The 21,854-nt window shown below is 68.9% G+C and carries 21 protein-coding genes; 9 read left to right on the forward strand and 12 right to left on the reverse strand.

The features are described from left to right. Positions 1 to 40 precede the first annotated feature (40 nt). From AQJ30_RS07250 to AQJ30_RS07290, 8 genes are all read right to left on the reverse strand, one after another. A complete protein-coding gene (locus AQJ30_RS07250) occupies positions 41 to 484 on the reverse strand; it encodes a hypothetical protein (protein WP_067230072.1) in 444 nt (147 codons plus the stop codon). Between the two features lie 434 nt (positions 485 to 918). After that, positions 919 to 2,658 carry a relaxase/mobilization nuclease domain-containing protein gene (locus AQJ30_RS07255; protein ID WP_107119509.1) on the reverse strand — a complete coding sequence of 580 codons (1,740 nt, stop codon included), beginning with the start codon at positions 2,656 to 2,658 and terminating at the stop codon, positions 919 to 921. Then, entirely contained in the window at positions 2,655 to 3,281 is a 627-nt protein-coding gene (locus tag AQJ30_RS39175; protein WP_245726842.1) for a plasmid mobilization protein, read from the reverse strand. Before AQJ30_RS39175 ends, AQJ30_RS07255 begins: the two co-directional genes overlap by 4 nt. Before the next feature lie 319 nt (positions 3,282 to 3,600). Then, positions 3,601 to 3,792 carry a hypothetical protein gene (locus AQJ30_RS07270; RefSeq protein ID WP_067230077.1) on the reverse strand — a complete coding sequence of 64 codons (192 nt, stop codon included), beginning with the start codon at positions 3,790 to 3,792 and terminating at the stop codon, positions 3,601 to 3,603. Then, positions 3,789 to 5,417 carry a collagen-like domain-containing protein gene (locus tag AQJ30_RS07275; RefSeq protein WP_067230079.1) on the reverse strand — a complete coding sequence of 543 codons (1,629 nt, stop codon included), beginning with the start codon at positions 5,415 to 5,417 and terminating at the stop codon, positions 3,789 to 3,791. Before AQJ30_RS07275 ends, AQJ30_RS07270 begins: the two co-directional genes overlap by 4 nt. Further along, positions 5,414 to 6,055 (reverse strand): WhiB family transcriptional regulator, encoded by a 642-nt coding sequence (locus AQJ30_RS07280; protein ID WP_067230082.1) that lies wholly within the window; start codon positions 6,053 to 6,055, stop codon positions 5,414 to 5,416. Before AQJ30_RS07280 ends, AQJ30_RS07275 begins: the two co-directional genes overlap by 4 nt. A 155-nt stretch (positions 6,056 to 6,210) precedes the next feature. After that, positions 6,211 to 6,927, reverse strand: coding sequence for a zinc finger domain-containing protein (locus AQJ30_RS07285; protein ID WP_067230084.1), 717 nt, complete (start codon positions 6,925 to 6,927; stop codon positions 6,211 to 6,213). Between the two features lie 2 nt (positions 6,928 to 6,929). After that, the gene (locus AQJ30_RS07290; RefSeq protein ID WP_067230087.1) at positions 6,930 to 7,817 is read right to left on the reverse strand and encodes a helix-turn-helix domain-containing protein; all 888 of its coding nucleotides are present in this window, start codon (positions 7,815 to 7,817) and stop codon (positions 6,930 to 6,932) included. Between the two features lie 1,453 nt (positions 7,818 to 9,270). On the opposite strand from AQJ30_RS07290, the gene AQJ30_RS07295 reads away from it, so the two are divergent. Then, the gene (locus AQJ30_RS07295; protein WP_067230090.1) at positions 9,271 to 10,137 is read left to right on the forward strand and encodes a helix-turn-helix transcriptional regulator; all 867 of its coding nucleotides are present in this window, start codon (positions 9,271 to 9,273) and stop codon (positions 10,135 to 10,137) included. 834 nt (positions 10,138 to 10,971) lie between these two features. Further along, positions 10,972 to 11,454, forward strand: a complete 483-nt coding sequence (locus AQJ30_RS39185; RefSeq protein WP_245726843.1) for a DUF6228 family protein — start codon at positions 10,972 to 10,974, stop codon at positions 11,452 to 11,454. Positions 11,455 to 12,091: 637 nt separating this feature from the next. Here AQJ30_RS39185 and AQJ30_RS07300 read toward each other — a convergent pair. Beyond that, positions 12,092 to 12,943, reverse strand: coding sequence for an IS5 family transposase (locus AQJ30_RS07300; RefSeq protein WP_067230092.1), 852 nt, complete (start codon positions 12,941 to 12,943; stop codon positions 12,092 to 12,094). Positions 12,944 to 13,089: 146 nt separating this feature from the next. Here AQJ30_RS07300 and AQJ30_RS07305 point away from each other — a divergent pair, with 146 nt between their 5' ends. Further along, positions 13,090 to 14,298: a replication-relaxation family protein gene (locus tag AQJ30_RS07305; RefSeq protein ID WP_067230094.1), complete on the forward strand. Its 1,209-nt coding sequence runs from the start codon at positions 13,090 to 13,092 to the stop codon at positions 14,296 to 14,298. Positions 14,299 to 15,075: 777 nt separating this feature from the next. On the opposite strand, the gene AQJ30_RS07315 is transcribed toward AQJ30_RS07305, so the two are convergent. Further along, positions 15,076 to 15,453, reverse strand: a complete 378-nt coding sequence (locus AQJ30_RS07315) for an STAS domain-containing protein (RefSeq protein WP_079083942.1) — start codon at positions 15,451 to 15,453, stop codon at positions 15,076 to 15,078. 160 nt (positions 15,454 to 15,613) lie between these two features. On the opposite strand from AQJ30_RS07315, the gene AQJ30_RS07320 reads away from it, so the two are divergent. Continuing rightward, positions 15,614 to 16,093: an ATP-binding protein gene (locus tag AQJ30_RS07320; protein WP_067230099.1), complete on the forward strand. Its 480-nt coding sequence runs from the start codon at positions 15,614 to 15,616 to the stop codon at positions 16,091 to 16,093. Positions 16,094 to 16,511: 418 nt separating this feature from the next. Beyond that, positions 16,512 to 16,829 carry a hypothetical protein gene (locus AQJ30_RS07325; protein ID WP_067230101.1) on the forward strand — a complete coding sequence of 106 codons (318 nt, stop codon included), beginning with the start codon at positions 16,512 to 16,514 and terminating at the stop codon, positions 16,827 to 16,829. A gap of 537 nt (positions 16,830 to 17,366) precedes the next feature. Here the strand turns inward: AQJ30_RS07325 and AQJ30_RS07330 are convergent. After that, positions 17,367 to 17,741 carry a hypothetical protein gene (locus AQJ30_RS07330; RefSeq protein ID WP_067230104.1) on the reverse strand — a complete coding sequence of 125 codons (375 nt, stop codon included), beginning with the start codon at positions 17,739 to 17,741 and terminating at the stop codon, positions 17,367 to 17,369. A 264-nt stretch (positions 17,742 to 18,005) separates the two neighbouring features. On the opposite strand from AQJ30_RS07330, the gene AQJ30_RS07335 reads away from it, so the two are divergent. The 4 genes from AQJ30_RS07335 to AQJ30_RS07350 all read left to right on the forward strand — a co-directional run bounded on the left by AQJ30_RS07335 (position 18,006) and on the right by AQJ30_RS07350 (position 20,904). After that, a complete protein-coding gene (locus AQJ30_RS07335) occupies positions 18,006 to 18,434 on the forward strand; it encodes an ATP-binding protein (RefSeq protein ID WP_067230106.1) in 429 nt (142 codons plus the stop codon). A 123-nt stretch (positions 18,435 to 18,557) separates the two neighbouring features. Further along, positions 18,558 to 19,124 (forward strand): ECF RNA polymerase sigma factor SigK, encoded by a 567-nt coding sequence (gene sigK / locus AQJ30_RS07340; protein ID WP_067230108.1) that lies wholly within the window; start codon positions 18,558 to 18,560, stop codon positions 19,122 to 19,124. After that, positions 19,121 to 19,858, forward strand: a complete 738-nt coding sequence (locus tag AQJ30_RS07345; RefSeq protein ID WP_067230111.1) for an anti-sigma factor — start codon at positions 19,121 to 19,123, stop codon at positions 19,856 to 19,858. The genes sigK and AQJ30_RS07345 overlap by 4 nt, the downstream gene beginning before the upstream one ends. Positions 19,859 to 20,547: 689 nt before the next feature. Further along, a complete protein-coding gene (locus tag AQJ30_RS07350) occupies positions 20,548 to 20,904 on the forward strand; it encodes an STAS domain-containing protein (RefSeq protein ID WP_067230114.1) in 357 nt (118 codons plus the stop codon). Between the two features lie 453 nt (positions 20,905 to 21,357). Here the strand turns inward: AQJ30_RS07350 and AQJ30_RS07360 are convergent, their stop codons facing one another. After that, on the reverse strand, positions 21,358 to 21,780 hold the full coding sequence (locus AQJ30_RS07360) for a hypothetical protein (RefSeq protein WP_067230117.1): 423 nt from the start codon (positions 21,778 to 21,780) through the stop codon (positions 21,358 to 21,360). Between the last annotated feature and the right edge of the window lie 74 nt (positions 21,781 to 21,854).

Here is a 21,854-nt window from a genome sequence, read left to right on the forward strand (position 1 = left end):
GTGCGGGCCTGCGGGCCCGGTGGGGTCGTAGGAGTGGTGGTCAGTGCCCGAGGTGGCGCAGGCAGTCCTCGAACGTGGCGTGCGTCGCGTCCGCCGGTCCGGAGTGCCGGTTGTACCAGGCGGTGTCGATGCGGGTCTCCTGCTGCTGGTGGCCTGCCCGGCAGCGCAGCCAGATCTCGCCACGGGTGGAGAGGATGAGCCAGTCCCGGTATGCGCCGCACTCGGTGCAGGCGGCCATCTCGCCGTCGAGGACGAGGGGCTGCTTCCACGGCATCATCTTGCCCTCGACCTGGTCGTGGCTCGGCACGCGCAGTTCCGGCGGAAGGAAGTCGTCCACGACGGCGGCCGGTTCGGTGGGTTCCGGCTCAGGCGCCGGCACTCCGAAGCCGGACGGGACCTGGCCCTGCAGCTGCGCATGCAGCTTGGCGAACTGCCTCTGAGCTTCGCTCGGCTCCTTGGCGCGGCGGCGTATCCGGTGAAACACCCTGGCGTCCTCCTCTACCTCGTCACCTCGTCCTGCGCGTTTCATGATCGTGCCCCGCGCCCCCGGCGGTTTCAATTCACAAAGTCCACAGTCGCCTCCGGCCAGGTCGGCAGGGGTACTCGGGTTTCTCGGTTGCCCAGAGGGCGAGTTGGCCACGGTGCTATACTGCGCGGCGGTGCTGCCGCGGTGTGCCCGATCACACGTCGTTGTCTGCCTCAACCGCTCAACTTCACGACGCCTACTGGCTCGACTCGCCCCACCTGCGCCATGCCCGTCCGTCCTGCGCGTGCACGGATGCAGACGGCCTCGGCATCGGACCTGGCCGGCACCGAGGTCCGATGTGGCGTACGACGATGTTGTGGATTGCGGTCGGAGCGGTGGCGCTGTCCCTTCTCGCGGTGATGCGCTTAGGCCCGTGCCAGCGCCTGACGGGCTCACCGGGGTTTACGCGACGTCTCCTCTCCGCTGCGCCGCCCGCCGGGCGCGGAGGGCCTGGTGGGCGTCCCACGCGCTGCGGACCGGCTCCTTGCGGTGCTGGTCTCGGGCAGGTGGGAGGCGTCGGCGGGCAGGTCGGCGGTCCGCCGCATCCGCCACACGAGCACGTCGCTGATGGAGTCCGCGGTGCCGAGTTCGCGGCGTCCGGCGACGTCGGACAGTAGGGCGGCCGGGTCGTGGCCGGCGGCTTCGGCTTCCGCGAGGGTCGCCGCCAGGGCGTACCAGCCGGGTTCGGCGAGGATCTGCTCGGCCAGCTCCGGCAGCGCCTCGCGCAGCAGCACGGTCTGCCGCTGGAGCATCGGCCCCAGACGCCGGCCACGCTGGTAGAGCACGCCGAGAGGCTGTGCGGCGGCGGTCTGGTAGGCGGTGCGCAGGTGCTCGGCGGCCCGGGTGGCGGCCTCGGCCTGCTGGGCGTGGCCCTTCCTTGCGTGCCAGTGCGCGGCGGCGGTGATGAGGAAGAACAGCATGTCGATGGCCATGGCCGTGGTGGCTCCGTCCTCGCCGCGTCCGAGGGCCGGGCCGCCTTGGACGAGGTTGCGGGCGGCCTGCCGCAGGGCTCGGTCGTGCCCGCGTATGGCGCGGACGTGAGACCGCGAGGCCCGTTCGAAAGCCGTTGCTGCGTCGCGCAGTTCGCGGCGGGTGTGGGCAGCGGACGTCTTCGCGAGGGCATCCAGGACCTCGCCGGCCGCTGCGATGTGGGCAGCGGCGACCGCGTCCTCGCCGTGCTCGACGACGAGCACGGCCTGCCACACGGCCGAAGCCGTCCCGCGGCGCGCGGCGGCCGGACTGCCCGGCCCCGTACGGATCGCATCCTCCCGCCGGGCAGCCGGAACGTCCTGGGCCTCACCGGCCCAGCGCTCGCGGATGCGGGGCAGCGACAGGTCGGGGGCCAGGCGCGCGCCGGGATAGAACACCGGCTCGCCGTCCTTGTTCAGGTCGTCGGGCAGGGCGACCTTGTATCCGAGCAGGTCGCCGGAGGGCGCAGCACGCTTGCGGATCAGGAGGCCGACGGCGGCGAGCCGGTCGAAGAACTCCTCGTCGCTCCTCGCCCCGGCCACCGCGCGTCGTACGGCTTCGCGCAGTTCCTCGCGGGCGGTGCGCTCGCGGCCCTGCCGTTCGGCCTTATGGCGCTCGGCGCTCGTGGGCCGCTGTGCGGCTGTGCCGTCGCCCGGCGCGACCTGGTGGAGACCGAGTTCCTTCTCGATGAGCCGGGCTTCGGCCTGGGCGCGAGCGCCGGAGCGGAAGTCGTCGGGGCGGTGGCCGTCCTCGGTGACGAGGGTGGCGACGATGTGGATGTGGTCTTCGGCGTGGCGTACGGCGGCCCAGCGGCAGCCGGGCTGTCCGTCGCCGGGGTCGATGCCGGTGGCGGCGACGATGCGGCGGGCGATGTCGGCCCACTCCTCGTCGGACAGGATCCGGTCGCCGGGGTCGGCGCGTACGGAGGTGTGCCATACGTGCTTGGCCGGGCGTGCGTGCTTGGCGAGGGCCATCACGGGCTGGTCCAGGAGCTGCTGGAGGTCCTTGAGGGTGGCGTTCGGGTCGCGGCCGGGGTCGGGCGACATGCCGTCGAAGGAAGCGACGAGGTGAGGGTCGGTGTGGTCCTCGTACTTGCCGGTCTCGTAGAGGTAGTAGAGGAGACCTCTGGTGTCCGACCCGGACGGGTTGACGCTGGGGATCATGAGCCGTGGTGCTCGATCAGCCGTGTGGCGGCTTCGTGCGCGGTGTCGGCGGCCCGCCGTACGGCGGCGACGGCCGCTTCGAGCTGAGGGACGTCTGCACCGGAGTTGAGCGCCTTGACTGCCTGGTTGAGGTTGCTGCCGGCCCAGCCGAGCCGACGCCTGCTGTCGAACAGGGCTGTGATCACTTCGCGTTCGTCGGCGATCTCGGCACTGGTGCGGTCGAGGTCGCGGGCGGCGGCGAGCGCGGAGCGGGCGAGGAATCCGGCGACGGACAGATTGCACTGGGCGGCGGCGGACTTGATCAGGGCGAACTCATCATCGTTGAAGCGTGTGTTGGGCTGGTGCAGGCGCTTCTTCTCGGGTGACTGGCGCGGACGCTGGCGGGCACGAGGGGTGCGCTGTCGGCGGGCGCGCGGCTCAGTCTGCTTCTCCTCCTGCCCCGGCTTCGATCCGCCCCCGGTCGAAGCCTGAAGGACCTGCGCCCCCCGGTGCAGGTCCTCTCCCGCCCCCTTGGGGGCGGGTTCGGCGGAAGCTACGCTTCCGCCCCAACTTGCTCGCCCCGAGACCGAGTTGGAGTCAGCAACAGGTTTCGGGGTGGTGCCGTTCTGGGTGGGGTTCGTCATCGGGATTCGGGCCTCGTAGAGCGGGTGTGGTGCTGGATGGTCGCGGCGAGCGCGAGGAGGTCGGTCGGTCCCATAAGGACGCGGACGGGTCCGTCGGGCTGGTCCTGGACGAGCCACTGGCCGGTCGGCGTGAGGACGGCGGCGTGTAGGAGCCGCCTCCGGACCAGGACGTCCGCCCAGGCGCCGGCCTCGTCGACCGTGGGCTCGGATGAGCGAGCAGGTCGCGCAATCACAGCGTGTCTCCTCAAGGGGGGGGCGGCCCGGCACGGAGCCGGGCCACCGGTTGCGATTAGGGGTGTTTGGCTGGGATTTTGCAGGTTCAGCCGCACTCGGCGCAGCGCCCGACGTGGCTGTTGAGCGCCCGTGCCATCCGCTGCTTCGTCGATGCAGCCTGCTTCGCGCTGGATTTCGCGGCTGGCCTGCCCTCGTGCCGCTTGGAGTGGGCGAGCATGAAGCCGATCTCCCGCTCGTACTCCGCACGGACGGTGTCGAACTGGTGGCAGGTCTTCACGGGGCGGTGCTCCTTGTCGTGGTGTCGTCGCTCCGCAGTTGCTGGAGGACGAGGCTGAGTCGGTCGTTCCGGCCGCCCTTCAGGCCCTCGCGGCGGAGGATCTCTCGCAGCTGGACCCGGGTGACGGACTCGTTGCCGTCCCGTTCGAGCAGGGCAGGGACGTGCGGACGGACCCGCCGGACGAGCTGGTCCACCGACTGCTCCGGCTCGCGCGGCGGACGCTGCGTCTGTTGGGTGCGGGACCGGGTGCGCTTCCCCTTGGTCTTAGTCCGGGGCTTCGTGGTCGTCTTCCGGCGGAGTGGGGCCTTGTGTCCCCGGTCCCCGGTGGGCTCGGTTCCCGTGTCGGTGTCGTGCGGTCCCCGGTCCCCGGTGGGCTCGGTTCCCGTGTCGGTGTCGTGCGGTCCCCGGTCCCCGGTGGGCTCGGTCCCCGACTCGGCGGCGTTCGGTCCCCGATGCGGATCCGGGCCCTGAGCAGGGACTTCTCGCGTAGTTCGGTCGGTCCCCGCGCCTCCGGGGTCTCCCTGCGAGGCTTCCGGATTGGCGCGACCGGTCCCCGGGACCGCACCTGCTTCCGGGGCCTCGGTCCCCACCCTGGTCCCCGCGTTCTCGCCCTCGGTCCCCGCGCTAGCTGACTCCTGCGGGTCCGCGATTTCGGGGACCGGTCCCCTCGGAGCGCTCGGTCCCCGGTCCCCGACCGACTCGTCGGATCCGTCTATGGGGACCGGCGCTTTCGAGGCCGGCTGTGAGGGGACCGTGGCTGCCGTCGAGGTGGTGTGCGTCGGGGACCAGGGCGAGGGCAGCGGGACCGTGGCGAGCGCGAGTGCGTGTCGGCGCGCGGCGAGCTGGTCGAGCAGCTGCGCGCGCTGGCGGGCGTCGGTCCCGACCGAGGCCCTGCCGACCGCCTTCGACAGGCGCCGCGTCAGCCGCCGGCCGCGTCGGCTCTGTTGCTGCTCGGGTGTGCGTTCGGCGAGGCGGGCGGCGAGGGCGACTGCGCGGGCGGTGGCCCGGTCCCGGGTGATCTGTGCGGCGTCGCGGTCGCGTGCGGCGATCCCGAGGCGGGACAGCAGCCGCTCGCGTGCTTCCCGCCCCAGGACGGCGATCAGTCCGTGGGAGGCGGCACCCGGGGTGCGCAGGCGCAGCTCGATCCCCATGGCGAGGTGCCACAGCATCGCCGCCATGACCGGCCCGACGAAGGCCCTTACCGTGCCGCCGATAGGACCGCTCTCGGCATAGGCGGGGATCACCTGCACTGTGGTGATCACCCAGACCAACGTGCCCGGAAGGCCGGGGGCGCCCTCGGTGGCCAGGTTCTGCCGTGCCATCAGCGCCGTCGCGAAGAGCGCCAGCTCGGCCGCGGCGAACATGCCGGCCCGCTCGGCGGCACCGGCCATGTCGAGGTAGTCGGCGGCGAACCGCCAGCTCGTGTCCGCGGAGTAGCAAGTACAGCCGAGGGCGGCAAGGGCAGCGACCTTGACCGCCGGACCGCTGAGACGTTTCTGCGGGCGCGTGCCCCGGCGCCGGATCGTCCAAGCGGTCAGCACCAGCACGACGGCGGCGGGCACCACGGCGGCGAGGAGGAGAGAGAGGTCCGGAGCGGCGCCGAGGGACAGGAAGGGGTGGCTCATGCGGCCTTTCCGAGAGAGGCGTGCGCCGGAGTCGACGCTGCCGGGCGGGCTGCCGGCTGCTGTGTGCCGGGCGCGGCGGGCGCGGGGCCGCCTGCTGCTGGGGCGGTCTTCTTCCGCTTCTTCTTGGGCCGCGGCACGCCGTAGGTGCGGTCGCGGTCGAACACCTTGTTAGCCGCCTGCCGCAGCAGGTCGCGTGCGTGCTTGTGGCTGATCTGAAGGGCGGTGGCGAGCCGGTCGGGCCGCCAGCCGCGTACGTAGGCGTGGTCGATGACGACCTGCCGCTCGGCCTCGGTCAGATGTACGTCGCGTCCCAGGAAAAAGGAGGTTACGCGTCGGTAGTCGAGGCGCTGGTGCAGTGCGTCGTGCCAGGGACGCCGCTCGGCCTCGGTGAGGCCGCCCCAGATGCCCTCCTTGAGGACGTTCTCCAGGGCGAAGTTGAGGCAGTCGCTGCGTACCGGGCACCAGCCGCACAGCTCCTTCGCCTCGGCTATGGCTTCGTGGTCCCGCGGGAGCGGGAAGAAGACGGCGTCAGCGTCCTCGACGTCCATGCCGTGGCACGCTCCCTGGGTGTGCCAGTTGGTGTCTCCGATACTGCGCAGGCCGGTGGCCGGCGCGTCGTGGGTGGTGATGTGACGCAAGGGTGGTCTCCGATGTGCTGCCACGTCGGCCGGCTGGGGCGGTGCTGGGCGCGGCGTCGGGTGGCCGCAGCGCCCGGGCGTGCGCCGCAGCCGGGGCGGGACGGTGATAGGGGGTAGCGGTGCATCGGGCGGGATGCACGCGCCCGATGCGCCGGTCAGGCCACGGCGGGCTGCTGGACCTGCTCGCTCGGCTGGGCCTGCCGGGCGGCGGCGAGGTCGACGCGGCCGGGGTGCGGGGTGGCGCGCGGGGCGGTCGTGCGTACCCAGTCGTCGGGACCGATCCGGCGGCGACGACACGGCTCACCGGGCTGGGCCAGGCACCACTCGCACTTGACGCTCAGGGCGTCGGGCAGCCCCTGAGCGACGGCGGCCTCCCGGGCTGCGCGAGCGGGTCGATAGGGGGCGAGGGCTGCTCGGGCGGCGGGCGGTATGCAGGAGCCGATCTGCCGCAGCCTCGCCTCCAACCTTGGGTCGATGCGGTCGCGACCGCTGGTGATGACTCTGGCCTGGGCGGGCTGCGCGGTGCCGGCGGCGACGGCGCGGCGGGTGCCGACCAGCTCGGCGGTCCAGGCGGCCTGGTCGTCCGGGTCGGCGGACGGCGTGGGATCGGAGTGCCGGGCCAGGCGGTCGCGACGGTAGCTCTCCCAGGGGCGGGCCACGTCCGCGGGCAGGATCTGGTACGGCGAGACTCGGATGTGCTGTCGAGCGGCGACGCGGGCGTCCCAGCCATGCGGAGTGGCCATCGGCACGTCGCCAAGCAGCTCGTGCCACTGTGCGAGCTGGTCGCGTGCCTCGCCCTGGTCGGTGCGGATGGTGCGGGGGTCGAGTCGGCCGATGTAGGCCAGCAGGGCTGCGATTTCACGGCGGTCCACGACTACTGCTCCGTTCCGGTCGGCTCGTTCAGGGCGGCGAGAAGTGCGGCGGTGTGGGCCTCTGCCCGCGTCATGCCGCCGGGCTGGCCGGGACCCGCGCCGGGCACGGCGTAGAGGTTCGGGCGGCCAGGGGGATGCTCCCGGGCAACCCAGGAGCGCCAGTCGGCAGCCCAGGCAGCCGCCGGCCTCGGCTTGAAGCCTGAGCGGTGGGCACGCCACTTCGCGTCGGCCGCCTGCAGGCCCTGCTCGCCGAGGCGGTCGAGGTGTCCCTGCTGGCGGGCCCAGGTGTGGCTGGCTGGGTCGATCTGCCACTCGGCAGCTGAGAGGACGGCAGCATCACCACTGCTGTACCTCCAGTTCAAATCCGGTTCACTACGGTTCTGTGTGCCGGTTTCCGGTACATCGCTGTGCCGGTTTCCGGTACGTCGAGGTGCCGGTTTCCGTCGGGACCTGCCGGATTCCGGTACTGCCGGTTTCCGGGCGCTCGCAGGGGATTCCGGCACCTCACGCGGGCGGATGTTGTAGCGCCGCAGGGCCGAGATGCGGAGCGCCGGGGTGGCCTCAGTCCCCGCCCGCGGCGCATGGTCGGCATCCTCGTCGTCCACGGTCTCTGCCAGGGCCTTGGCGGCGAGGGGGAGGCGGTAGACGGTGCTGCGCTGCGGGCCGGTGAGGTCGTCGAGCTGCTCCAGCTCACCGGCGTCGACCAGACGGTCGATGGCTTCGCGGACCGTGGAGACGGAGGCGCGGGTGCGCTTGGCCAGGCTCGACAGGGAGGCCCAGGAGACGCACTGCTCGTCGCCCACCCGGTCGGCGATGGACAGCAGGACCAGACGCGCCGTCCCCCGGCTGCAACTGTGCTCCCACACCCAGTCGCGGGCTTCGCTGCTCATCGGCAGCTCCTGACGAGCGGGCGGGTCCCGCGGCTTGGCGGGGCCATGAAGGTGCGGTCCGGCTCGGGGCGCTGAGGCGCCGAGGCGGAGATGGCTGCCGCGCAGGCCAGGCGGAAGGGCCTTTTGCGCAGGGCAGGAGACATGCGATACTCCCCTTTGCAGTGTTGCCACGCTGATGCGCCCCTTGGAAGGACTCAGTGTGGTGATGGTGGGCAATCTCCGCCCTTGCCGGGGCGGGTGTGCCGCTTAGCGTTCGGCGTCCGTGAGTTACCGCTCCCGGGCGCCGTCGCTGTTTGTGGACCTTCGCGGTCCGGTCCGTCCTCGTGCTCTCCTCATGTCCGTCGCTGCGGGCGGGCTGCCCGGGGACGACGAACATACGCACGGACCCGTATCAAGATCCAGACTTGGTTCTTAAACTCTGTACTGGTTGCAGAGAGTCACTAAGTGGTTTCCACCGCAGCCCAGCGAGCGGCATGCCAGCGGAGTGTGCCCGGAGCTACCGAGCGTCGGCCGGACCGCCGAGGGCGGTCGGCTCGAGATGCTCGCTCCTGGCGAAGGGTCCGCTGGTGCGCCGACTTGAGGGTCTGGGCGCAGCAAAGGTGATTGGATATTCAACCTTGCGGGGGCTGTTATGCCAATCGTGTCCACCGTCAGAAAGTTGAAGCCACTTAAGTGTCGGCGCTGCCGATACGGGTCTGTGCCGCCCGGCAATGTTGCGCTCTCCGCGCATATCTCGCCCCATCTGTTCGGATGTGAATGAGTGCACGATTGCGGGAACGAACAGACAGGGTATGTGGGCTAGGCCCTAGACCTTGCTGGAGGGCTCTTTCTGCAACGCCTGGAGCACGTATAAGCGCCTTGGTGACGGAAATGGAAAGCCGAGGCATGGACGGCACATGACCGCCCCGACGTCCTCGCAGATGATCTTCACCCTCCCTCGTATCGCCTGCCGCAACGGCCTCACCAACCGCCAGCCAGGGGTAGTCCAAGTCTCGTCTAACTACGAGTGTCCACTCTGATCTAGAGGACATCCTTGCTGGCCATCCCCCCGGCGGATCACCCGGTGGCTTGCGACCCGTCTCGTGGACAACCAGATCTTGGGCTTGGTCTGGATCATTCGTCAATGTATGCAAACTGTCACGGCAAAGTAACGAAATGCCTCCTCCGCTAGGGGCCGGTGGAGCCATTGCTGTTCAACTTTCCTACGTCTAGCCGAACTTAGCGAGACCTGTGTGACGCCGATGCCGAGAGGCGCCCTCCCTCTTATAGGACAAGTCGGTCAAAAATCGGTGACCGGCAATCTTCTGCCGGTCATCCGGAGCCACCCGTTGACCGCCCATGTGACGCAGAGAACAGCGCCTTACCCGCATTGCAGCGGGAGTTCGCACAACTTGATCCGGATACAATCCTCCGAGATCACAACCATGCACACGAGAACTGTGAGGAACATGGCATGCTCGGTGCCACAAGGGATAACAGCAGAGAAGCAGGACCCGCCGAACTCGGGTCCCTGCTGCGCGCCTTCAGGGCTGCCGCCAGCACCACGCTCGGCCGCACGATCCTCCAGAGAGAAGTGGCCGACGCGCTGCACAGGAGTGAACGTTGGTATCGGGACCTTGAAGGCGGAACCATCACCCGCGCCCTCACCCGCCACGAACTCGACATCATCGGCGCGTTGCTCGGACTGGACCGGGTCCAGCGACGGGCTCTGTTCCTCGTCAGCCACGGCGGGGGCCTGTCCAGCCTAGGAGTCCAGGAGCCACCCCGCATCAGCGACCAGCTGCGCTACCTACTAGACCAGCAGCCTTTTCCCGCCTATGTCATCGACGCCACATGGAACGTGCTGGCGGTCAACATGGCGATGGCCGCCCTGTTCCCGTGGTCAACCGCCCCCGAAGCCAACCTGATGCGGTGGCTGCTCCTCAGTGATGAGGCGCGGGACCAGCACCTGAACTGGACGTCCGACGCGGAAGTGTGCATCCGCATGCTCCGCGACGCGGCCGTCGACCGTCCCGACGACGCAGACCTTCAGCAGCTCATCAGTGACACCAGGCAGAACCCCGCCGTGCGCGATCTGTGGGCCCGTGGCACAGCCGACTTCGCCGATCACTATGACGGTCATGTACTCCAGATGATGCTTCCGCTTTACGACGGTCAGGTGACCGAATTGGTCCCCCACGTTCTGCACCCCGCCGGTCTTCCTGGTTGCCGCATGACGATCCTGACTCAGCGGGCACACGGACAGCCGGTAGCCAAGCGATCGGCCCCGGCAGGGCGACCGGTCCCTCCGCCGGCGCTCGGATACTCAGGGCGCGGTTAGAACATGCCCGCCGGGCAGCCCCAAGCCCGCCGGTGCCAGCCGATCGACTACGAAACCCGTTACAGCGGCCCTCTTCATCAACAGCGGCGGTCGGCAGTGCGGGATCAGTGTCCGCCCAGACTTCCGCGCCTGCGCAGACGGGCGTTGTCGATAAGGCTTTGCCCGAGGAGTTCAGGGTGACGGTTTCTGTGATCCGGCCGTGGCGGGCTGTCTCTCGTCGAGACGCCGAGCGCTGAGGCGCGCTCCTACTGCGGTCAACAGTGGCCCAGGACACGTCTTCAGGCACCGCTGAGAAGCCGAACCGGAACGCGTTGTTGTGGTTATCGTCGTCGCGCGGTATGCCAACTGGCGATCCATCGGACGTTGATGGTTTCATAAGCTCGGCCTGCCGGTCACAGGCGAGGCGGTTGAAGCCGCCCGTCCCCGTTCATTGCCGCGTTGCTCTCGCGGTCTGGTTAGGGCGTTGCTTCTCGATGTGGTGAGGTTGCATCTCAGCCGGGGTGAAAATTTCCACCCGGTCTGTTCGGTCGCTGGCGGGTTCGGGCTAGGCCGGCATGCATGACTGTCAGCGGAGCCATGCGCTGGCCGTTTTCCTGAGGGGCACCGAACCTACGCTTCCGGCCTCTTGCCCGGACGTTCCTGCGCACCACTCGTCCCAACTCACAGCAATCCAGCCTCACTTCGGTAAGAGCTTCACCGCAATCACAGCAAAGACTCCTTGCTGTCGTCACAGGAGCAATGCCTCTTGTCGCAACTCAGTGATTGACGCCAGCAGCAACACAGCGTGGCAAGCGTCACTCTTCATGGAAGGGAAGGGGATAATATAATGGCTCAATGATCATTCGTGATGCGCGCGGCGGACAGCTCCTCCGTGTAGGAGACCCGGGGCAAGGGGTCCATCTGCTGTTCTCTACTCCGGCACGGCCGTATGGAGACGACCCTGCACTTGACATCCCTGTACGGGCCAAAGGTGCATGGGTAGACGTCAGCGATCTGGTTCGGACGATGGATGGTGATGGATTGGCAGAGTTCCTTTCGTCACTGACTGACAGATCGAGCAGTTGGAGCGAACCCCGCACATGGCAGTCAAGTGAAGGGCAGTTGAAAATATCAGCGCAGCGTTCGGATAGCCGCATCGTCCTAACGTGGGGTATGCGGGCAGTGGTGACCGGGTCCGAAGGTTGCTGGCGTTTCGAGACTGTCACATCCCATGAAAGTGGGCAGGAGGTACGCGAGCTTTCCGGCGCATTTAATGCCCTACTTTCCGAGAAGCCTCGGAAGTCCTTTAGTCGGTGTAGAAGAGCCTCGGGGGCCTAGGCAGTGGCCCTTTGCGACCTGGCGATTCGGATGCGCAGTTGGGCTGACAGACAGGCGAAATCCCTGGTAGATGGGTTTTCAACCAAGAAATCTCAAGCGCTACGTTGCACGAGAGATCTATCGACTCATCGTCCCGGCAAACCCTTCGGCTGGCCAGACCGGAGCCGCGGCGCCCAGCAGCGCGCCGTCAATAGCTACCCGCCGGCCCCCGGACTCTGAGGGCGGGTAAACGACGACGCGCGAGGTGGCCATGCGTCCAGCGTGACCCCGGACCCGGGGCCACGCACCCAGGGCTACTCCGCTGGGTCTTCCTTGGCATGCCGGACCGCCCATTTCACGGCCATCTCCACGTCGTACCGCGGCACTCCAGCCGCCGCAGCGTGGTCGGTGATCGCTGCCTGAACCGCGACGGAAGCCTCACGCCAGGTACGGCGCTGAGCGTCGTACTCCTCACCGTCGAGGCTGGCCAGCTTCGCCCGCTGCTCCTCAGCAGCGCGTTCCAGTCTGGGAGACCGCCATGGCGATTTCCAAGCGTCGCCGACCCGGACGCTGCCATGGATGGTCCGCAGTGGGTGGAGTGGCGCGATGACCCCGCTCAGGTGGTTCACCGCGGCCTAAGAGAGCATCTGATCAAGGTTCACAGTGATGTGCGCGGGATGTCCTTTTCAATTCGCCAGGTTGGTGCGGATTCTCCGGTCAGTTCGCGGGACATTTTGTTAGCCATGGCCCAGTGGATCATCGCCCTCGATCTCTGAGGGAGGGCTTCGTAGTCCCGTGCAAGGCGGCGGTGCTGCATCAGCCAGCCGAAGGTCCGCTCGATCACCCACCGTTTCGGCAGCGGCTCGAACCCCTTCGTCCGTGGCCTCTGTACCACCTCGACGTCGATGCCCAACCGTGCGCCGTGGTTGAAGATGCTGCTCTGGTAACCGCCGTCGGCCCAGACCTTGGTCACACTGGGATGTGCCGCGGCCAGGTCGTCGAGCAGGCGCTTGCCGCCGGTGGTGTCGTGCACATTCGCGGCAGTGACGAGGACTGCCAGCACCAGACCGAGCGTGTCCGTGATCAGGTGCCGCTTGCGTCCCTTGATCTTCTTGCCGGCGTCGATGCCTTGGCTCGTCTCGGCGACGTTTGACGAGGTCTTCACGCTCTGCGCGTCAACCACGGCCGCGGTGGGTTCCCCACTGCGGCCGTGCGCGCGACGGGTCTTGTCGCGTAACAGGTCGTGGACCTGCTGGGTGGTGCCGTCGGTTTCCCACTTCGCGTAGTAGTCGTAGACGGTCTTGTACGGAGGGAAGTCGTGCGGCAGGTACTCCCACGGAATCCCGGTGCGGTTGACGTAGAGGATCGCGTTGACGATCTCTCGCAGGTCGTGCACCCGAGCCGCCGTACCGGGGCCAGTCCGTCTCGCCCGCCAAGCGGTGAAGACCGGCTCGATCAAGGCCCAGCGGGCGTCGGACACGTCACTGCGGTACGGGCGACGAACACTCACGCCTGATCCAACGACCACCAACGACGGCAGTCACACAAACATCCCAGAACACCAACTACCTGGATCAGATGCCCTCTTAGACCGGGCATCGACGCCGGGAGCTCCTGCAGGCGCTGGGGATCTTCCAGAGGGCTACGCCCGATCAGTTGTGGAAGCTGACCCGTCCGGACAACCGGCACGACAAGCTCGTGCGGGACAACCTCCTGGATCTGGAGGACCACGACCTGGTGAGGATCGAGTCGGTCCGGGAGGACCAGCGGCAGGTGTGGGTGCTGACCCGGCGAGGACACGGCGAGGCGAAGGACCTGCTGGAGCCGAAGGGCATACGGGTCTCGGTGCTGCGCAAGCAGGAGTACGCCCCGGACATCGGGGAGCTGCTCGGCACCGGCTACGACGACCACGCGGCGGCGGTCACCTCGACGGCCGCCGAACTCCACCGTGCCGGGATCGAGCACCGGCTCGGCTTCCAGACGGAGATCGGGCACCGGCTCGCGGACGGGTACGTGCAGCGGGCGGACCTGGTGGTGCGGGCGCCGGAGGCCGGGGTGCCGGTGATGCTGCTGGAGATCGACCGCCGCACCGAGGACGCGCATGACCTGGTTGCCAAGCTGCGCCGGTACTGGGAGTGGGGCCGGCTGCTCCCAAAGGACGCGGGCAAGCACACCGTGGACCTGGTCCGCTCCCGGCCGGACGCGATCGAGCACGTCGACCACGAGCAGCGGCTGTGGCGGCGGGTCTACCCGCCGACCGGCCGTGAGGGCCTGGTGCCAGTGGCGTTCGTGTTCGCGGACACCACCGAGGAGAAGGTCGCCAACACGGTCGCCGTACTGGAGGAGGCCGGCCGCCGCTACTGGGCACCGCGCCGGTACGAGAGCTACTACCGCGAGGCGATCACGGCGAAGGACTACGGCCAGGCGGTGCCCGTCGTCGTCACCACCCTGGAGCAGCTCCAGGAGCACGGCGCGGACGCGGCGGTGTGGCGGCGGCTGGGACGCACCGGCGAGCAGACGCTGACGGTCGCGCTGGACAACCCCGACGGCGATGTCCTCTTCCGCGACCAGGAGGCCCGCGCCGACGCGGAGGAGAAGCAGCGCCGCGTTGCTGAGCGGGAGGCGCAGCGCCCGGTGTGCAAGCGGTGCGGAAGGAAGTTCACCGATCAGCGCTGGGAGGAGACCACCGCGCACAGGACGGCCTGGAGTGCCGGGGACGTGTCGGTGTGCGGCACCTGCTATGCCGACGACGTCGCCCGTGAGGAAGCCGCCGAGGCCGCCCGCCTCCAGGCCGCCGCACCGCCACAGTCGGAGGACGACCCCGAGCCGGGCCGGGGCCGCGGCTGGATTCGCCGGCGGGCCTGACCGCACGAGCCCGCTGTGCGGTCGGAGCCGCCAGGCCGCACAGCGGGACTGACCCCGAAGTCACCGCACCACGGGGCGGGACGGACAGGCCCCCCCGGCGCCGCCAGCGTTCCGCAGGCCCTACACAAGCCCCATGAGACGCAGCCGAGAAGAGACCGCACCCCAGGATCTGCTGGGCGACCTGTGGCACGCCCTGGCCCAGCTCCACCACACCCACCGCGACCCCGTGGGCCGCGTCGGGCTGCTTGCCCGCCCGGCCGAGCTGCTGTCCTTCACCGCGGCCGCCGACACCCTCCTCGCGGCCCGGGTGCAGCCGACCGGTGCGGAGACGATGCGCGAGGTGAACGAGACGCTCCGCGCGATGACCGGTGACCTGCCCACGCTCACTTCACCGGACTCGCCGTCGCCCTGGAGCTCACCCTCAGCAGACGCCAGGAGCTCCCGGTCCACGCGGCACATATCGCCGGACTCACCCGGCTCTTCCGGCACGCCTCCGGCACCATCGGTGCCCGGAGAACCCCGGGCGGTGGCCGCTGTTTCCACTGCGACGGGACTGGGCTCGCCCGACCCTTGTGGAGCCGGCCGCCGGGCACGCCCGAGATCGGTCCGCCACAAGAACGCTCGCGCCCCGGGCCGCCCTTCTGGACGGAGCGGGACGCGGGCGGGCGGAAGGAACTGAGGCTTACGCCGGTACGGGCGCCGGTGCCGGGCGCAGCGATGCGAGCGGGGAGCACCGGCCTTTCTCCACTGCGATACCCGGTCAGAACCTGTCAGCGGTCAGGGGGCGAGCGCTTCGCGCAGGGTGGTGCGGCAGTCGATGAGATCGTCGACGCCGACGAGCTGAAGTGTGCGCAGGACGGAGTCGGTGGGTGCGGCCAGGCGGATCCAGCCGCCGTCCCGGGTGACGGTCTGGTAGGCGGCGACGAGGAGGTTGATGCCGGTGGAGTCCATGAAGGTGACTCGTCGCATGTCCACCACGATGCGGGGCCGGGCGGTGCCGGTAACGTCCAGCGCCTGGCGCAGCGCCTCGCCGGTGTCGTGGTCGAGTTCCCCGGCCAGGCTCAGCACCCGGATGCCGTCCGTGGCGGTGACCGTGACCGACAGGCTGCCGGCGTGTGCGGCCTGCTCCGCGTCCGTCATCCGTCTCTCAGCCATAGGGGGATACTGGCACAGCCAGACCTTCGCCTTGAAGCGCTGCCCTGCACGTGGTGACGGTGCCGCGGGTGGCTGCGGGGGAGCCGTGCAGGAGCGTGAAGCGTGTGCTGGGCGGGCGAGGGTACACCGAGGTAAACGGGGGAATGGAAAGGCTGCCGAGATGGAACCAGTCCCGGTGAATGAGGACGGCACCGCGCCGCACGAGCAGGCCATACAGACCACGATGGCCCTGCAGGGCGAGGGTACGAGCATCGCCGAGGCCCGCCACCTCGCCGCCCGGTTCCTCACCCGGGTCCAGGCCGAGCACGGCCTGCCCGTCTCGCAGCGTGCCGTGGATGTGACCCAGCTGGTGGTCAGCGAACTGGTCACCAACGCCCGCAAGTACGCGCCCGGCCCGGTGATGATGGATCTGCGGATCGTCGGCGACCTGGTCGAAATCGTGGTGTGGGACTCCGCGCCGGAGCTGCCGGTCGCCAAGGCCGCGGACGCCGGGCGGGTTGGGCAGCACGGGCTGGAGATCGTGATGGCGGTGGCCCAGGGCTTCGAAGTCCAGATGGAACCGGTCGGCAAACGCATCACCGTCCGCATCGCCCTCCTCGACGACCCCGGCGGCGCCGTCACAGGACGCAGACCCCAATAGCGCCCTTCTGCTTCAGGGAGCCGTCGGCGCAGCGCCTGGATGTCCTGCTGCCGGGCGGCACCGGACGCTCTTGACCACGGCCCAGCAGCCGCCCGTGTGCACCAAATCAGTGTTCGCTCGGCTGAGCCCGTGCTGGATCAGTACCTCCGGCGCAGGCCGCATCTCCTCACCGGAGTGCCACCGCGCCCCGCGACGCTCCTCTGCCGCGATCCATCCGTCGAGCTGCTCAAGGGCCGCCGTCGCCTGCTGCACCACCACGCACCGGGCGAAGCGGAGGAGCCGCGAAATTCGTCGTCCCATGCGGCCGACGCAGTGCATGGGCGCTCCGGCGGTCCAAGTGGCGTATCACCGCGTGCGGGTGGAGGCGGGTGCTGGTGAGGTTGTTGTGTCCCTTACCTCCACTTCTTGGAGCTCCATCATGCTGTCCCTCCGTAAGACCTTCGCGGCCGTTGCTCTGGCCGCTGCCGCGGTGATGGCCGGTCCCGGCATCGCTGCCGCCAGCGATCACTCCGAGCGGGGCGAGGGGCCCGCCTCCTACGGGCAGTGCAACGACTTCACCACGCAGCTCGGAGCGGTGAACGTCAACCAGGGCCCGGTCTGCATCAACTTCGACTCCCTCTTCGAAGCAGATGGGAACAAGGGCGGTGACGACGACGCGGGCTTCGACTGCAACGCCGCCGTCACCCAGGTCGGCCTGGTCAACGTCAACCAGGGCCCGGTCTGTATCAACTTCTGACCCCCCTTGAGAGGTGGGCCATCCCCCAACTGTTGTCGGCAGGCTCGATCCGGCGTGTCGGCAACCGTTGGGGGAAGCGCCGCATGCCGCTGATGATCGGGCGTTCCCCACTCGGGGTGCGGCTGGGCTTCCTCCGCACCCCGGGCGGTGCTGGACCGCGGCTACGACAGCGCAGGCCGCGCGCAGCACAGCCTCGGCGGTGGCGCACACGTTCCACTTGCTCCCAGCTCCTCCAGTCCGGGCGCAGTCCGCTCCAGCCGTCCGCGCGCGACGGCAGTTGACGGGCGCGACATCAGCGGTGCCTCCATCTGGGGGTCGGCGAGCAGCGCCTCCAGTGCAGCCGCTGACGTCCCTGCGCCGGTCGCTCAAGAGGGTGACGTCGCCACGGGCCCCCCGGCAGCACCTTCCAGGGTTCTCGTATCCGTTCTGGGCGACGTGGACGCGGTCGTGGCCCGAGGGTGCCGTTCTTATCCGTGAGCAGGCGAAGGCCACGGTGGCTCGGGCCACCGTGGCCTCGTGCGTGTGATGAGTGGGCGTTCACTGGTGGCGGCAGTCCCAGTAGCCGTTGACCCAGTGATGCTCAAAGTGGGCGGGGACGTAGATCCACTTGTAGGAGGAGCTGTCCTTCCAGTAGCCCTTGTGCCACGTGCCGTGCTTGTCGTAATGGCCGGAGTGCCAGATCTTGTGGTGGACCAGCTTCTTCTCCCAGTGGGCCTTCACCCACTTCTTCTCCCAGTGCCCCTTGTGCCACTCGCACTTGCTGTGGTGGTCGTGCTGGGTGCTGCTGATGACGGATGCCGGCGCGGGTGTAGCGCTTGCTGTGCCCGCAAGGCCGACAGCGGCACCGCCGGCCAGGAGGCCCGTCGTGGCCGCTCCAGCAAGCAGTTGCCGCGCTCGTATGGACGTACGCATCGCTATGTCTCCTAAGCGGTGGTGGGCTGCATCTCCGGCTCACAGGCCGGATATGAGGTATTCGAAGCGGGTGTCGCAACGGATGACAGCGGCACGAGAAAGTTTCCAGCCACCAGCCAGCCCCCTCACCAGCAGGACACCGTCGTTTGGCTGGAAACCAACAACTGTGCAGCCCACGTGCCCGGCGGCATCCATCCATCAGCGCCTCAGCTACGAATCCCTGTGCACCAACTCGCCAGATCCACAGCCCCCGAGGGAGCCATCATGTCGGCCACAGCACCGTCCCCCGCCGCCCCGCGCCATGCCGTCGACCTGCCCCGGGGCCTGCACACGCCGGCCGTCGCCCGTCACATCACGCAACGGTGGCTCGAGACGGCCGAGCAGACCGGTCGCGTCGAGGACGCGGTACTGATCGTGTCCGAGCTGGTGACCAATGCCGTCCGCCACACGGAGGCCTCCTGCCAACTCGCGCTCAGTCTGCAGGACGGCCAGTTGGATATCGCCGTCGCGGATCACAGCGAGGACCTGCCCGAGATCGACCGGCATGCCGGCGGCACGGCGCCCGGTGGTTTCGGCATAAACATCATCGAACAGCTAGGAGGACACATGACCGTGGTCCCTGGGCTGGGCGGGAAGACGGTACACGTCGTTCTGCGTCTGCGGCCCGAGCCGGATGCCTTTGGAAGTGAGTGACCCCGTGCCGGTCACCCCCACGCCACGACCGCCCTGCACCGCGCGGCCGAGGATGGAAGAGTCGGGCTTGTCGCATGCTGCAAATCCCGCCGGATCGCAGCGCACAGCATGACGGGAGGGGGCATGCTGCACAGGTCCGGACCAGAGGCCAGGGCCGAAGATCTGCTGGCCCGCGCAGGCCGCGGAGACAAGGACGCGTTCGCCGGGGTCTTCGACATCTTCTCCCCCGTGGTCATGGGCCTGGCATGCCGGATCCTGCGTGATCCGGCCCAAGCGGAGGAGGTGACCCAGGACGTCATGATCGAGATCTGGCGTACGGCGGACCGCTACGTCCCCGAGCGGGGATCTGCGAAGGCCTGGGTGCTCACGCTGGCGCACCGGCGCGCGGTGGACCGCGTGCGCGCGGCTCAAGCCGGCATGGAGCGTGAACAACGTGCTCGCACGCTGCTGCCCGAGGGCGCCTTCGACGTGGTGGCCGAAGTCGTCGAACACCATGACGAGCAGCGTCGCGTCTACCGATGTCTTGCTTCGCTGTCCCGCAGTCAGCGGGTCCCGCTTGTGCTCGCCTACTACCAGGGCCTGACGTACCTGGAGGTCGCACACGCCCTCTCCGCCCCCGTGGGCACGGTGAAATCCCGCATGCGAGCCGCTCTGCGGCAGCTGCGGGCCTGCATGGAGGCCGGCAGATGACAGCCGAGGACGACCCGCATGAGGCCATCGCCGCCTACGTGTTGAACGCTTTGCCCCCGGCCGAAGAAGCCGCGTTCGAAAACCACCTCGCCGGCTGCAGCACCTGCACTGAGGAGATCACTGCATTTCGCGAGGTCGTCGCTGAGCTGGCCGCCGCCCAGAGCGCCCCCGTACCGCAGCACATCCGCACCACCACACTGAAGGCCATCACCCACATACACCAGGAGAGCGCCCCCCGGCCGCCCCGCACGGCGGGACGCCGCAGGCCAGCTCTCGTACTCGCCGCGAGTATCACGGCGGCCGCCCTCCTGGCCGGGACGACGGCGTGGCAGTACACCGAGGCCGAACACGCACGCACACAGGCAGCTCAAGCTCGCGGATCGAGCCAGGCGCTCACAGATCTCCTCGTGGCACCGGACGTCACCGTGCACACCGCCAAGCTCACCGACGGAGCCAGAGCAGCGGTCACCGTTTCCCGCGGTCAGGGCAAGGCCGTATTCGCAGCTCAGGGCCTTCCGGCACCGGACGAAGGCAAGACCTACGAGCTCTGGTACGCCTTCACCACCGGCGACTTGCACCCTGCCGGTCTGGTATCCGGGGATGCGCGCCACGCCCCACACCTGCTGAAAGGCCCCCTGAACAAGGCGGTGGCTGTGGGTATCACGCTCGAGCCCGCGAGCGGCTCGAAGCAGCCGACCAGCAAGCCGCTGGGCATCATCCCGATCACCTTGTGACCCTCACACACGTTGCCGGGACGCTCAATGGGCCGACCGCACCGCCGCCCTCGACCAAGCGGAGCTGACGCCGGGCTGCTCGCCCTCCCGGCCTTCCTCTGTCCAGCGCGCTGTGCCGGAGGGCAGGAGCTGGTCGGCACTTGTCCCGCCGAAAACGCAACAGGCCCTGTCCCCGCCGTCTCGGCGGGAGACAGCCGGAACAGGGCCGTAGCGGTGTCGGCAAGACCCGCGAGGTCAGCTTTGCACATTCCGTCCGGCGGGATGTCGTGACGCGCCCTGGGCGTACAGCGTCCACCCCTGAAGGGAGCAGCACTCGGTCCGGTGCCGCCACCGTGTCGGGCTGCGGATACGAAGCCACCGCGACCGTGCACCTGCGCTCAGGGCCAGGCGCCCGCTGCACCTCGCCCGGGCTCTCGCGTCCCGCAACCGGACAGGCCGGCCCAGAGCCCTCGGCACGGCTGGTGGCCCCCTTTCTCCCATGGATCGCGCCGTGTCGGCATCCCTGCCGGGAAGCCGGGCTGATCAAGACTGCGCTCTACCACCTGAATGAGCTACGCGCACGCGGCGGTCAGTCTTCGGCCGGGTACTGCACTGCAGTCATGGACGAAGTGGGAACGCCATGTGAGGGAAGTCGGTAGGCTCACCGTCACGATGGTTGCGTCTCCCGATGAGGCGGTTGGGAGCGCCTGATGACCACAGAACCCTCAGTCCGGGCACGCATGGCAGGAACGTCGCTTATCGTGCAGCTCAGCGGCGACATCGACTATCTCACCGCCTCCTTCTTCCAGGACCGCCTGCTGGAAAAGATCGCCCTGGGCCGGCAGCGCGTAGTACTGGACCTAGACGCCGTGCCGTTCTGCGATTCAGCCGGCCTGAATGTGCTGGTGCACGCCTGGCAGCAGGCGAAGCAGACCGGTGCCGTGCTGGTACTGGCCTGCGCGCCGCAAAAGCTGCAGCGGATGCTGCGCATGACTGGCATCGACACCCTCATGCCGGTGTACGGCACCGTCGCCGAGGCCGGGCTGGTGGACGGCAACGGGGCTTGAAGCCCGACCTGACCGTCCGCGGCAGTCAGCTCGCCATCTTTAGTCACCCACAGGGGGTGATGGCCTACAACGCTTCGTCCCACATTATGACTATCGTGAGTGCTTCACAGCCTGTGACCGTAGGTCCGCCTGACAGTGAGGGTGGCCGACTGGTGCACGTCCACGGTGTGCCGGTCGGCCGCGCCTACGGGCGGTGGGATCTGGTGGTCTTCCTGGGCCGAGCAGGTCTGCGTGAGGGTCTGGCGGACGAGGACCAGATCGCAGTCTCCCCGCTCATCAGGTGGCTCGGTGGGGGCGCCGACCAATGGGACCCATGACGGGGGCCGGAGTGCCTGGGGCGGGGGCCAGGGTTCGCAGCAGCGGCTGTCATGTCAGAGGGCCCGTCTGAGGGCTTTGGTCGTCATCGGTGGTGGAGGCGGCGCCCGATGCCCCAAGCAACCGCGATCATCGGGATCACCGCCTATCTCTGCTTGCCAGTGCTGCTGCGGCGAGGGCGGCGGCCAGGAATTCGGAGGTGATGGAGGCAAGTCCGAGGGGCTCGGTCCAGTTTCCTACGTCGTCGGCGATCTGCGGGAGTGCGGTCATCCGGGACACCAGGTAGGCGAGGACGGCGGCCACGGTCACTGCCAGGACGGCTGCCCAGACCAGTGCGGTGTCGTGGCGCAGCAGCATCAGGGCCAGGGCGAAGCACACGACGGTCAGGGCGATGAACAGGATCCCGATGTAGGGGGCTTCTTCGAGGTGGCCGGGGGTGATGGGGATGTGGGCGATGCCTGCGACCAGCAGCAGTGCGGCGGCCGGGAACCGTACTGGGTGGTGGAACGGTAGGTGCTGCGACCGTGCCGGCGGTGAGGGCGCGGAAGTATGCCGGGCCATGGCATCTCCAGGGGGTGCTTGGCGGGGAGAGGCTCACGGGCGGAGACCACGGCCGGTGGCGTGGGGGGTGCCGT

This window comes from Streptomyces longwoodensis, assembly GCF_001514125.1.
In the GTDB taxonomy this organism is placed as follows: domain Bacteria; phylum Actinomycetota; class Actinomycetes; order Streptomycetales; family Streptomycetaceae; genus Streptomyces; species Streptomyces longwoodensis.

Coding starts and splice junctions, on each gene's coding strand:
- AQJ30_RS07255 (WP_107119509.1), bottom strand. CDS start 2,658: ATGATCCCCAGCGTCAACCCGTCCGGGTCGGACACCAGAGGTCTCCTC.
- AQJ30_RS07330 (WP_067230104.1), bottom strand. CDS start 17,741: ATGCGTACGTCCATACGAGCGCGGCAACTGCTTGCTGGAGCGGCCACG.
- AQJ30_RS07275 (WP_067230079.1), bottom strand. CDS start 5,417: ATGAGCCACCCCTTCCTGTCCCTCGGCGCCGCTCCGGACCTCTCTCTC.
- AQJ30_RS07295 (WP_067230090.1), top strand. CDS start 9,271: ATGCTCGGTGCCACAAGGGATAACAGCAGAGAAGCAGGACCCGCCGAA.
- AQJ30_RS07315 (WP_079083942.1), bottom strand. CDS start 15,453: ATGGCTGAGAGACGGATGACGGACGCGGAGCAGGCCGCACACGCCGGC.
- AQJ30_RS39185 (WP_245726843.1), top strand. CDS start 10,972: ATGATCATTCGTGATGCGCGCGGCGGACAGCTCCTCCGTGTAGGAGAC.
- AQJ30_RS07320 (WP_067230099.1), top strand. CDS start 15,614: ATGGAACCAGTCCCGGTGAATGAGGACGGCACCGCGCCGCACGAGCAG.
- AQJ30_RS07350 (WP_067230114.1), top strand. CDS start 20,548: ATGACCACAGAACCCTCAGTCCGGGCACGCATGGCAGGAACGTCGCTT.
- AQJ30_RS07290 (WP_067230087.1), bottom strand. CDS start 7,817: ATGAGCAGCGAAGCCCGCGACTGGGTGTGGGAGCACAGTTGCAGCCGG.
- AQJ30_RS07335 (WP_067230106.1), top strand. CDS start 18,006: ATGTCGGCCACAGCACCGTCCCCCGCCGCCCCGCGCCATGCCGTCGAC.
- AQJ30_RS07325 (WP_067230101.1), top strand. CDS start 16,512: ATGCTGTCCCTCCGTAAGACCTTCGCGGCCGTTGCTCTGGCCGCTGCC.
- AQJ30_RS07360 (WP_067230117.1), bottom strand. CDS start 21,780: ATGGCCCGGCATACTTCCGCGCCCTCACCGCCGGCACGGTCGCAGCAC.
- AQJ30_RS07345 (WP_067230111.1), top strand. CDS start 19,121: ATGACAGCCGAGGACGACCCGCATGAGGCCATCGCCGCCTACGTGTTG.
- sigK (WP_067230108.1), top strand. CDS start 18,558: ATGCTGCACAGGTCCGGACCAGAGGCCAGGGCCGAAGATCTGCTGGCC.
- AQJ30_RS39175 (WP_245726842.1), bottom strand. CDS start 3,281: ATGACGAACCCCACCCAGAACGGCACCACCCCGAAACCTGTTGCTGAC.